This is a genomic window from Streptomyces tanashiensis (genome assembly GCF_014648895.1).
GTDB classification, from domain to species: Bacteria; Actinomycetota; Actinomycetes; order Streptomycetales; family Streptomycetaceae; genus Streptomyces; species Streptomyces tanashiensis.
Map to the genome: position 1 here is coordinate 27,954 of NZ_BMRZ01000016.1, position 12,823 is coordinate 40,776.

A 12,823-nucleotide genomic window follows, 5' to 3' on the forward strand; every position below is an offset into this window, starting at 1 on the left:
GCATCCCAACCGTCGCGCCCGCAGCCGCGGGCCGTCCTGGCCATGCACCCCGGGCTGGCGCCCCACCTGATCGATCCCCGTACCATGGCCCGGCTGACCAGCCTCGCCACGCTGGACCCGTTGGTCATCGTCGACGACTTCACGACCCCCGAGGCCGTCGCCGCCCTGGCCGAGACCGAGGTCATCATCAGCAGCTGGGGGTGCCCGCCCATCGACGAGTCCGTCCTGGCCGCGGCCCCCGTCCTCCGCGCCGTCATCCACGTCGCCGGGTCGGTCAAGCACCACATCACCGACGCGTGCTGGCAGCGCGGCATCCGGGTCACGTCGGCGGCCTGGGCCAATGCCCTGCCGGTGGCCGAGTACACCGTCGCGGCCGTCCTGTGGGCCAACAAGCAGGTCCTGCGCCTGGCCACCGAGTACCGCGAGCGGCGTGCTCCGTACGACTGGCAGCACGCCAACCCCGGCATCGGCAACTACCGCCGCACCGTGGGCATCGTCGGGGCGTCCCAGATCGGCCGACGCGTGCTCGAGCTGCTCCGCCCCTTCGACCTCGAACTGCTGCTCCACGACCCGTTCGTGGACTCCGCCGAGGCGATGGCGCTCGGTGCCCGGTGGGTGTCCCTCGACGAGCTGTGCGCACTGAGCGACGTCGTGAGCGTCCACGCGCCCGAACTCCCCGAGACCCGGCACTTGATCAGCCGCCGGCTGCTCGCGCTCATGCCCGACGGCTCGACCCTGGTGAACACCTCGCGCGGCTCGCTGATCGACCAGGAGGCCCTGGTCGAGGAGCTGACGGCCGGCCGTCTCCACGCGGTCCTCGACGTTTCCACCCCGGACGTCCTGCCGGCCGACTCACCCCTGTACGACCTGCCGAACGTGCTCCTCACCCCGCACGTCGCCGGCTCGCTCGGCACAGAACTCCACCGGATGGCCACCGCCGCAGCGGAGGAACTCGCCCGCTACACGGCAGACCTGCCCTTCGCCCACCCCGTGCTTCCCGAGAACATCCACCGCACGGCCTGACATCCGTCCAGTCGACAGCGAAGAGGCTCGGATGCGCCATGGAAGGGACCGCCGCGACGGAGGCCGTCCCCTCCACCCTTCCGTCCAGTCACCCCACCCCGCCTTCGTTGCGCCGAGGGCGGGCGGTGGGGTCCGCTCGGGTCGGATTCAAGCGGGCGCCACCGGCGTACGCAATGCCGGGACGCACGCATAGGTAGCGAACAGGTAGTACCACGGCTGTGCGGGGAGCCCGGCCGGGCGAGTGTGGAGGTACGCCATGAGGTGCCCGTCACCGACGGGGCCCGTGGCGGCGTCCGAGCAGACCCTGCGAAAAGGCACTCACCATGATCGGAAGGTCTGTGGAGATGTCCACAGAGAGCGAGACCGCGCAGCATGGCTACCCGATGGTAGGCAGGGAGCGTGAGCTGTCCCTGCTGGCTTCCGTGCTCTCCCGCCCGACGGCGGTCGTCTTCGTGGAGGGTGAGGCGGGGATCGGCAAGACCCGCCTGGTCCAGGAAGCGACGCGTGCGCTCCGCGACCGTGGCGTACGCGTGCTCGTCGGCCGGTGCCACCCACTGCAGGAGCCGATTCTGTTCGGCCCCGTACTGGAGGCGTTGCCGGCAGCGGCCGAATGGCTCCCCGACGTGGCTCGGCTCAGCCCCCAGACCGGCGCGCTCGCGCCGCTGCTCCCCGGATGGGCCGACCGCCTTCCGCCCGAACCGCATCCGTCGGCGGACCCCCGTGCCGCGCGGCTCCGGATCCGGGGGGGCCTCCGCAACCTCCTGGAAGCCCTCAGCCCGGCGGTGCTCGTGGTCGAGGACATGCACTGGGCCGACGAGACCACACGGGAGCTCCTGCTGTGGCTGGCACGTGACCCGCCGCCGGGCCTGAACCTGGTGCTCACCTACCGCGGTGAAGACCTGCCCCGGGCCACTCCGGTCCTGGGCGCCCCCTACCGGCGACCACCCGGGACCGACGGGGCGGAGATCCGTCTCGATGTCCTGACCGAGCGCGACGTCTGCGACCTCGTCGGCGCCGCCCTCGGTGCGAGAGCCACCGCGAGGCTGGCGCGCTCGCTCCACGAGCGCAGTGCGGGGCTGCCGCTCGTCGTGGACGAGGACCTTCTCAGCCTGACAGGCCGTCTGGCGGAGCGCCGGACACAGGACGAGGAGGCGGACGCGCTCGACGCGCTTGCGCTGCTGGAGAGCGCGGAGGTCCCCCGAGCGCTCCAGGAGGCGGTGCACATGCGCATGGCGCGCCTGTCGGAGCCGGCGATCGCCCTCGTCCAGGCCGCCGCGGTCCTCTCCGTCCCCTCCGACTTCCCCACCCTGGCCGAGACGGCGGCCATGGACCTGGATCAGGCCACCGCGGCCCTCGCCGAGACGGTCCGGTCGGCCCTGCTGTGCGAGACCGGCCCCGCACTGTACGGATTCCGCCACGCCCTGGCCCGGCAGGCCGTCTACCGCGACATCATCGGGCCGGTGCGTGACGGCCTGCACCGACGCGCTCACCGAATCCTGGAGGCGCAGCCGACTCCGCCACTCGTGCGGATCGCTCACCACACCCGAGCTCTCGGCGACGTCCGCAGGTGGCTTCGGGAGGCCGAGGCGGCGGCCGGCCAGGCCCTCACCCTCGGGGACGACGGAGTGGCCATCGCCCTCAGCCACGAGATCCTCATGCAGCCGGACGTGAGCCCCGATGTCCGCTCACGCGTCGCGCTGAACCTTGGACGCATCGCCGAACACAGCGTCGACTACGCCCCAGGTGCCACGGCGCTGCGGCGGATCGTCGAGGATCCTGCGCTGGATCCGGAAGCGCGGGGCGAGGTCCGACTCGCCCTCGGGCTGTTCCTGATCGATCAGCGGAGCGACGAGCACGGCTATGCCGAGCTCGAACGCGCCGTGGACGAATTGCGGAACCGACCCGACCTCTCCGTACGCGCCATGACGTTCCTGGCCCGGGGCGAGCCCCATGTGCCCCGCGCGTCGGCCATGGCGTGGATGCGCCGGGCCGAACGCGCGGCGCTCGAGGTCCCGTCGGCGCTTGCCAGGTCGGCAGTGCATGCCACCAGCCTGGCCCTGATGGCTCTCGACGGGGACCCGGAAGCCTGGGACCTCGTGGACCAACTCCCGAGGGAGGTCGAGGACCGTGAGGTCATGGGACACCATCTGCGAGCCCTGAAGAGCGTCGGCGTCGCCGCCGTGGAGCGCGGCTTCGACGGACGGGGCACCCGTCTCCTGGAGGAGTGCCGCGTGCTCAGCTCCCGGTCCGGCTTCCGGACGACAGAGTGCCACAGCCGCGTCGCGCTGCTGACACTTGATTGGCTGGGTGGCCGGTGGGACGGACTGGAGGAGCGGTTCCGCGTGATCGGCGCCGAGGCGCCCGACATGGTTCCGGTCACGCGTGCCGCGGCGGGGATCAGGGGGAGCCTGGCCGCTGCCCGAGGCCAATGGGCCCGTGCGCTGCAGGAGTTTCGCCGGATGGCGTCCATGGGGGGCCAGTGCACCGGGGCGGGCGAGGTGGTGTCGGCGGTCAGCGGCATCGCGCAGGTCCACCTCGCCCAAGGCGATGCGGAGGCGGCGTGGGCGGTCGTCGCCCCGGTCCTGGACCCCCCGCCCGCGGCTCCACGGGCATGGGCCGACGGGCTGCTGCTCGTGGCGGTCCGAGCCGCTCTCGAGTGCGGCCGTCGTGAGGCCGCAGAGCGAGTGGTCGACGCGGTGGAGGAGGACACCAGGGGTACGGACTCGCCGGCGGTCGCGGCCGTGTTCGCCCTCACTCGTGGCATGCTCCTGCGGCAGGACGGCGATCTGGAGGGGGCGAAGCTCCACTTCGGCCGTGCCCGGTCGGTCTACGAGGACATGCGGCGGCCCTACGCCGCCGCGAACGCGGCCGAGCTTCTGTCCGAGGTCATGGGTGCGCGGGATCGCGAAGCCGCCGTTGGCGAGCTCGCACAGGCGGCCGACATGTACGCGGCCCTGGGGGCCACGGCCGACACCGCCCGTTGCGAGGGAAAGTTGAGGGATCTCGGTCTGCGGCGGGCCTCCTCTCCCGGCCGCCGGGGATACGGCCTCGACCTCTCCCCCCGGGAGCAGCAGGTTGCCCACCTCCTCGCGGACGGTGCGGCCAACCAAGACATCGCCCGGGCGCTGGTCCTCTCCGTCAGAACGGTCGAGCACCATGTCGCCCGGACGCTGAAGAAGCTGGGTGTCACGCGCGAGGTGCTCCGCCGTACGGACGTGCTTGTTCGGCCCGACCGCTTCCAGCGCTCCTACGACGGCTGATCAGGCCTCAGGCCGATACACCTTCCACGCAATCGAACTGTCCAATCTTGTTTGTAACCAACCGTGATCGCGCATCTCTTTCCATGTGACGGGCGTCTCGCGTACATTGCGGCCCAACCGACTTGGAGTCCGGCCTTGCGCCCCGCGTACCCGGACCGTCTCAGGGAGCCTCGATGCGATACGGGTCCAACCCGGGCTCACGCCCGATCCGCAGGAGATTGACAGCCGCAGCGATCACTCTGGTCCTGGCCGGCGCCGGGATGGCGACCGCCGGAACCGCGGGCGTCGCCACGGCGGCCGTCGAGACTGCCGGTTCGGTGACGGACTTCAGTCAGTCGGGTTCCACGTTCACCGCCACGACGTCCTCGGGCGCCAAGGCACGCATCTCCTTCGCCCGCAGCGACATCTTCCGCATATGGCTCGCACCCGATGGCGCCTTCACGAACGATCCCGCCGGGGGCGCTCTCGCGGTCAAGACCGGCTTCGGACCCGTGACGACGAGCTACAGCGATGCGGGCTCGTACTACCGGATCACCACCCCGGAGCTTTCGATCCGGGTCAACAAGGCGCCGCTGAAATTCTCCGTCTACCGGGCGGACAACACCACGCTGGTGTGGGAGGAGACCGCGCCCACCAGTTGGGACGGCGGGAAGACCACGCAGCACCTCGCGCAGGGCGCGGACGAACAGTTCTACGGCACGGGTCTCCGGCTCGGCGAGTGGGCGCTGCGCGGCAAGACCGTCCCGGTCGCCGTCGACAACCACTGGAACGAGAACGACAACGCCAGCCCGGCGCCGTTCTACATGTCCACCAAGGGCTACGGCGTCATGCGCAACACCTGGGCGCCGGGCGCGTACGACTTCCGCTCTCCCGGTGCGTTCACCCACAACGAGAACCGCTTCGACGCCTGGTACTTCGTCGACACCTCGCTCAAGGGCGTCCTCGACGACTACACCGATGTCACCGGCAAGCCGTTCATGGCCCCCTACTGGGGCTTCGAGCTCGGCAACGCCGACTGCTGGAACGCGTCCAACCCCGAGTACCGGGGTGATCACACACGTGCCGACCACCAGACGACCAAGGACGTCGTCGGATACGCCTCGGACGCCCGCGCCGCCGACATGCCGTCGGGCTGGTTCCTGCCCAACGACGGATACGGCTGCGGCTACACCGACCTCGCCGACACCGTGAAGGCGCTGGGGGAGAAGGGCTTCAAGACCGGCCTGTGGACGTCCACCGGCCTCGCGAACATCAAGGACGAGGTCGGGGTCGCCGGCAGTCGGGGCGTCAAGACGGATGTCGCCTGGATCGGCGGCGGCTACAAGTCGGCGTTCAACGGAGTCCAGCAGGCCGTCGACGGCATCGAGAAGAACTCCGACGCGCGCCGCTTCGTGTGGACGGTCGACGGCTGGGCCGGCACTCAGCGCAACGCGGTCGTATGGACCGGCGACACCAGCGGAACCTGGGACGACATGCGCTGGCACGTGCCCGCCATCACGGGCGCGGGGCTGTCCGGTCTCAACTACGCGACCGGTGACGTGGACGGGATCTACGGCGGCAGCCCCAAGACGTACGTCCGGGACCTGCAGTGGAAGTCGTTCACGCCGGCGTTCATGACGATGTCCGGCTGGGGCCCCACCAACCCCGAGGCCGGATACCAGGACAAGCAGCCCTGGCGCTTCGCGGAGCCGTACCTGTCGATCAACCGCAAGTACCTCCAGCTCAAGATGCGCCTGATGCCGTACCTGTACAGCATGAGCCGCGTCGCGCACGTGACCGGTGTGCCCAGCACCCGGGCCATGGTGCTCGAGTACCCGAACGACCCGGTGGCCCGCGGCAACGAGACCAGCGGCCAGTTCATGGCGGGCGACTCCTTCCTCGTCGCCCCGGTCGTCTCCGACACCGACGTGCGCAACGGCATCTACCTCCCGGCCGGCACCTGGACCGACTACTGGACGGGCAAGACCTACGCGGGGCCGGGCTGGATCAACGGCTACAGCGCGCCGCTCGACACGCTCCCCCTGTTCGTCAAGGGCGGCGCCATCGTCCCGATGTGGCCGCAGATGAACTACACGGGCGAGAAGAGCGTCTCGACGCTCACCTACGACATCCACCCGCGCGGCACCTCCTCCTTCACCCTCTACGAGGACGACGGCATCACCCGCGCGCACGAGGGCGGCGCCTTCGCCGAGCAGAAGGTGGACGTCACCGCCCCGACCTCAGGGTCCGGCGACGTCACCGTCTCCGTGGGGGCCGCCACCGGTTCCTACGCCGGAAAGCCCGCCTCGCGCGGCTACGAGTTCAGCGTCCACACCGCGAAGGCACCCACCGGGGTCACCATCGGCGGCACGACGCTGGCACAGCAGAGCTCCAAGAGCGCCTACGACGCCGCGACCACCGGCTGGTACTTCGACGCGGCCGACCGCGGCGGCATCCTGTGGATCAAGTCGGGCAGCAAGTCCGGCGCGTTCACGGTCAAGGCGACCGGGACCACCCTCCCGACCGCCGGCGCGATCCCGGCCTCCCCGCAGATCCCGAAGGCCGGCTGGACCGCCACGGCCGACAGCCAGGAGGCCTCCCAGCCCGCCGGCAACGCGATCGACGGCAACCCCGCCTCGCTGTGGCACACCGCCTGGTCCTCCGGCACCCCCGCGGCCATGCCCCACGAGCTCCGGATCGACCTCGGCAAGCGGTACACCGTGGACGGCCTCGTCCACCAGCCCCGGCAGGACGGCGGAGTGAACGGCCGGATCGGCCGGTACGAGGTGTATGTATCCGACAGCACGGCCGACTGGGGTTCCCCGGTTGCGGCCGGCACCCTCGCGGACATCGCCGGAAGCACCTCCCTGCACCTGACTCCGAAGACCGGCCGCTACCTGAAGGTCAAGGCGCTCAGCGAAGCGGGTGGCCGCGGCCCCTGGACCAGCCTCGGCGAACTCTCCGCCACGGGCACGGCCGCACCACTGCCGAGCAACACGCAACTGGTCAACGCCGCTTCCCACAGCTGCGCCGACCTGCCGGGCAGCAGCACCACACCCGGGACGAAGCCCACGCTGTACACCTGCCACGGCGGCGGCAACCAGAGGTGGACGTTCCAGTCGGACGGGCGGCTGACCGGTCTGAACGGTGTCTGTCTCGATGGCGGTAGCGCCACGGAAGTCACCGTGCAGACGTGCAACACGAGCACCGGACAGAAGTGGTCCCTCGGTGCCGAGGGGTCGATCCGCAGCGGGAGCAAGTGCCTGGCGCCGGTGGGATCGGGCACGGCGAACGGCACGCGGCTGACCCTGGTGACGTGTGGCAGTGGCACGGATCAGCGGTGGTCCTTCACCTCCTGACACACCACCGTCACCGAGGGATCCGCCGGTTCCCCGCCCGCTATGGGTGAGGACCTGGCGGCAGATACGGGCGGCGGGCACGCGGCGGACCGACCCCGCCTGCCCGCCGTCGCACATGGGCCGAGTCCGTCCGGACACTCAGGCCGGCGGTGCAGGGGGCATCCAGAAGCGGAGCCCGCGCCGCGAGCGCGTGGTCGGCCCGCCCGCGCAACCACCGCAGCCGCGACGCGTCCCCGTCGGACGGTCGGCCCACGGCGTCGTACACGGACATGAGTCCTGTCCGGAACCGGGCGTCGGCTATCACCGGAACTCGTGCGTGCTGCGGCCTCCCGCATACATCCGAAATGATTGTGGAGGTCCCAGTGACCGACTCGGTACCGGCGGTCCGCCGGGCAAGAACAACCCGTTCGCTCGGAAGGCGCGTCACCGGCGTGGCCGTGAGCGCCGCAGTGGTCCTCGGGGGATCGCTGGTGGTGACGGCCGTCAGCGATCCGACTCCTGCCGAGGCGTTGGTGCCGCCCGGTGTGTACGGTGCGACGAAGCCGCACATGGGCTGGAACTCCTGGTTCTTCTACGGGAAGGCGATCTCTGCCAAGATCATCGCCGACCAGGCGGCCGGGATGGCGACGCCGAACGCGAACCTCCCGCTCAACGGCTCGGGCCGGCACAAGAGCCTGGCCGACCTCGGCTACCGCAACGTCGGCATCGACGACGGCTGGGGGTCCGGAGGCGGCAAGGGACGCGATGCCAACGGCGTCTTCGTCCCCAACGCCGGCTTTCTGACAGGCGCACACACCAAGGCGGTCACCCTGTCCAACGGCACCACCGTTGCCTCGCGTGCGTTGAACACCATGAAGGACCTCACCGACTACATCCACGACCTCGGCCTGCAGGCCGGCATGTACACCGACACCGGCGCCACGGGCTGCGGAGGCATGGACGGCAGCGCCGGTCACGAGGCCCAGGACGTGACCACGTTCGCGGACTGGGGTTTCGACTTCTTGAAGCTGGACCACTGCGGCGGCATGCCGTCCGGCTACCCCACGGTCATGGACAACTACAAGGCGTGGGGCAGCCTCATGGCCAACGCCAAGACCTCCGCCGGCGTCAAGCACCCGATGGCGCTGGACATCTGCCAGTGGGGCGCAGCCTCCCCGGACGGCCCGTGGATGTGGGGCGGTGCCGCAGGTCGCAGCTGGCGGACCGGTCGCGACCTCTCGGGCAACGTCGGCTACGGGACGACGTCCAACGGCGGCTCCACCTGGGTCAACTGGGGCCAGGTCAACGAGAACTTCAGGTTGAACGACCACCCCAGCAATCACGCCGCCGGCCAGTACAACGATCCGGACTACCTGATGATCGGGCCCGGGTTCGGCAATGACCCGGCCACCGGGAAGCAGCAGACACGTGGAACATCAAGCACGCTGTACGGTCTGACCCCGGACGAGCAGCAGTCCTACTTCGGGATGTGGTCCATCCAGGGCGCACCGCTGGTGTTGGCGACGGACCTCACCGACCTCACCGCGGCGAGTGCGGCGATCATCGGCAACGAGTCCGTGATCGGGGTTGCCCAGGACAGCGCCAACCGCCAAGGGGAGAAGGTCCTGGACGACGGCTCTGTCCAGGTCTGGTCCAAGCGACTGGCGGCCGGGGGCGCGCGGGCCGTCCTGCTCCTGAACACCAGCAGCAGCTCGAAGACCCACTCGTTCACCACCAAGGACCTCGGCCTCAACGGCACTCCGGCGGTTCAGAACCTCTACACCGGTCAGAGCCTCGGCACCCTCAGCCCGACCGGATCGAAGTCGTTCACCCTGGCCCCTCACCAGTCAGTGATGCTCAAGCTGACCGGCGCCATCGACCAGCGGCCGGAAACGGTCTTCGTCCCGACCGCGACGGGCGTGAGCCAGAAGAACTGGAACGGCACCTCCTGGTCCGCGTGGCAGACCCTGGCGCTGGGCACCGCGGGTTCGACCGGCCCCGGCGCCATCAAGGGCGAGCCCGCCGTGGTCTCGACTGCCGGCGGCACGGACGTGTTCGTCCGGGGCGCGAACGACACGCTGTGGGCGAACACCTACAAGAACGGCGCCTGGGGCAACTGGGTGAGCTTCCCCGGGATGGTGCTGACGTCGAGCCCGACCGCGGCGAGCCTGGGTCGGGACCGCATCGACGTGTTCATCCGCGGCACCGACGGTCGGATGTATCAGCGGACCTTCCAGCAGACGCCCGGCGCGGATGACAAGCCGGCGTACTGGTACGACGTCAAGTGGACGACCAGCTCGGTCGCCCACGCGGGCCCCAGTACTCCCACCGGGAGCGGCACGATCGTCGGCGCCCCGGCCGCGGTGGCATCGCTCAACCGCATCGACGTCTTTGCCCGCGGCACCGACGACAAGCTGTGGCAGAAGAGCTACGTGAGCGGTGAGTGGACGGGCTGGACCAGCCGCGGAGGAGCGCTGGATTCGTCGCCGACCGCGGTCAGCGGCGGCCCCGGCCAGATCGAGGTGTTCGCCAAGCTGGCCTCCACCGGTAACGTCGGCCAGCTCAGTTGGAGCAGCTCCGGTGGCTGGTCGTCCTCCTGGTACGACCTCGGCCGCGCGAGCGTCGGTGCGCCGACGGCGGCCCAGGTGGGTTCCCGGGTCAACGTCTACGCCCGCGCCACCGACAACACCCTGTGGCAGTGGTACCGCATCGGGAACGGACCGTCCGGCACCTGGCAGCAGTTGGACAGCACTCTGCAGCTCACCGGCAGCCCCGCCGCGGCGGGCCACTACTAGGCCACGCGTCGGGTCGTGATCCATCCGCCGCGTCCGCCCGGCGGCGGAGACTGATCCGACTCGTCCCCGTGGACGGATCGCAGCCGAAGGGCCTTGAGCGCGGGGGGCTGTACCCGCCGGCGGGCAGGGTCGGCCAGGTCCCCCCTTGGTGGAGCGACTCCCTGCGCACTCGCACCCGTCCACACCGTCGCCTCGGTTCCGGAGCGTCACACGGCGGGTGTGCCGGGTGACTGAGTAGGGCTTACTCAGGTACTCAGGACCGCCTCTTTCGACCATGGAAGTCCGATCGACCTCAGGTGGTGGCTTCCATGCGACAGGTACTGCAACGTCGAATCCAGCGTCCGGCTCCGCGGCCTCCGCAGGACCTGCGGACACCGTCCGGTAAACCGATGCCCTACTGAGGGCCGCCGACCCGGGCGAGGTGGGGCCGGGACCGGCGCCGGACGGTCCGACGGGCAGCGGTCCGGAAGAGGGCGGCCCGCGCAGGGGTCACATCGCGGGGGAGGTGATTCCGGCGCTGCCACGGGGTCCGGGCCGAGTGCCCCGTGGGCCGCACTTCCGGCCGGCTCGCCGTCGCGGACTACTGAGGAAAAGATGATCATTGGTGACGCCACGAATGCTCTCTTCTGCATGATCTAACTCCAATAAGAACAAGAATCTCCAAAGCACTTGTGGATACGGGTACGCTAGCTCCGTCGCACACAGCGATTCATCCGCGGAATTGAGCTCCGCTCCGGGTTCGCGTTGCCCCCCCCGAAGGCCGGGACATCAGCCTGGCCCTCCGGGCGCAACGACGGCAGCCCCTCCCCCCCTGATGCGGTCACGGACCAGGGCGCCCCACCCTTCTGCGCCCCCCGAGCCGCGTGCGTCACCAACCCCACAAGTCAAAGGTCCTCCCTCCGATGGCATTTCGCCCTCTCCCGTCCCGAGCCGCTACCGGCACGCCCACCCGGCTCGCCGGTCCCGCGCGGCGCGCGGCCCTCAAGGTCCCCCTGCTGATCGCGGCGGGCACCACGTGCGCAGTGGCCGCCGCTCAGGCGCTGTTCGCGTCACCGGTCGCGGCCGCCCCGGAACTCGTCGACCGCCACGCCGTGGTGCTCGTCAATTTCAAGAATCGCCCTCTTGCCGACGCACAGAAGACGCATGACCTGGCCGTGCAGAACTTCTTCGGCGCCGGCGACTCCCTCGCCTCGTACTATGCGGAGAACTCCGGCCATCGGATGAGCGTCGTCCCGGCCGAGGGCGACGGCGTGTTCGGGCCGTTCACGATCGACCTGGACGACTCCGCCGCGTGTGAAACCGGCAAGATAGCCGAACTCGCCCGCAAGGCGGTCTCGGACGTGACGTACGACCGCATCTCGGTCGTCTTCCGCACCGACTTCTGCGGCAACTGGTGGGGGCTGGGCTCACAGCCCGGCCCCGTCACCTGGTTCCACGAAGGAGCGGTCGCCGACAAGGCGGCCCTCTACCACGAGTTGGGACACAACCTCGGATTCGCCCACCAGGAACGCGAGTTGTGCCCGGCCGGCACCCTGACCGACTGCACTCGCGACGGCTACAGCCGCCGCACCCCCATGGGCGCCGGCGGTGCGAAGAAAGGCCTGAGCGCACCCGAGCTGCTGGCCCATCAGTGGCTCACGACCCTGCAGACCGTCACGCCCACCGGCTCCACCACGGTGCGTCTCACCCCCCTGCACGCGGCGGGTACCTCCGGAGTCCGCGCGGTGGACCTCCCGCTCAACGCGCAGGGCGACCGCATCGTCGTCGAATACCGCATCCCCGATGCCACCACACGTGACATCGATGTCGCCCAGGGCGTGAACTTCTACCACGTCCCGGAAGGTCGCTACGACCACGCGGTCATGGTCAGCAACGCACAGCGGGACGACACCTCCGACAGCGGCTCGTTCGCAGCCGGCAGCACCTCGCTCACCGACACCGCGGCGCAGCTGTCGATCAGCGTCGAGCGGGTCAGCGCCACGGGGGCAGACGTCCGGATCCGGCTCGGCGCCGATGCCAAGACCGCCCTGGGCACGGCGCTTCCCACGGACCCGCCGACCAAGGAGCGTTCCCGGTCCGCCGGCACCACGGCACCGGCACCCCACACCAGTACCGAGGACACTGCTGCCATCGGCCCCGTCACCGTCACCGTCGCCCCCGGCCCGTCGGCCCACGGTGAAGCGCTCGCCACCACCGGAGCCGGCCCCGCCGCGGAGAATGCCGTGAGCGCCGGCGCAATCGGATGCGCCCTCATCGCCGCCGGCGGCGGCACCGTCTTCTTCCTGCGCCGACGCGGCGCGCGCGGGAGGTACTGAGACTCATCCGGCCCGGGTCGGATGCACCTTTGCCGCCGACCCGGGCTCGTACCGCATCGCCGACCTCGGCAGCCTCGTGGCAAGCCGACACGGAGATGCGGCTGCGCACGTGT

The 12,823-nt window shown here is 70.3% G+C and carries 5 protein-coding genes; all 5 read left to right on the forward strand.

All coding sequences use genetic code 11. The features are described from left to right. Positions 1 to 42: 42 nt before the first annotated feature. The 5 genes from IE237_RS32275 (at position 43) to IE237_RS32295 (ending at position 12,710) form a co-directional block, all read left to right on the forward strand. Positions 43 to 1,023: a hydroxyacid dehydrogenase gene (locus IE237_RS32275; RefSeq protein ID WP_189805700.1), complete on the forward strand. Its 981-nt coding sequence runs from the start codon at positions 43 to 45 to the stop codon at positions 1,021 to 1,023. A 344-nt stretch (positions 1,024 to 1,367) separates the two neighbouring features. Beyond that, positions 1,368 to 4,283 carry an ATP-binding protein gene (locus IE237_RS32280; protein ID WP_189805701.1) on the forward strand — a complete coding sequence of 972 codons (2,916 nt, stop codon included), beginning with the start codon at positions 1,368 to 1,370 and terminating at the stop codon, positions 4,281 to 4,283. 218 nt (positions 4,284 to 4,501) lie between these two features. After that, positions 4,502 to 7,621 carry a TIM-barrel domain-containing protein gene (locus IE237_RS32285; RefSeq protein ID WP_229843035.1) on the forward strand — a complete coding sequence of 1,040 codons (3,120 nt, stop codon included), beginning with the start codon at positions 4,502 to 4,504 and terminating at the stop codon, positions 7,619 to 7,621. Between the two features lie 437 nt (positions 7,622 to 8,058). Beyond that, on the forward strand, positions 8,059 to 10,395 hold the full coding sequence (locus IE237_RS32290; RefSeq protein ID WP_189805702.1) for a DUF8189 domain-containing protein: 2,337 nt from the start codon (positions 8,059 to 8,061) through the stop codon (positions 10,393 to 10,395). A 902-nt stretch (positions 10,396 to 11,297) separates the two neighbouring features. Then, positions 11,298 to 12,710, forward strand: coding sequence for a hypothetical protein (locus IE237_RS32295; protein WP_189805703.1), 1,413 nt, complete (start codon positions 11,298 to 11,300; stop codon positions 12,708 to 12,710). Positions 12,711 to 12,823 lie beyond the last annotated feature (113 nt).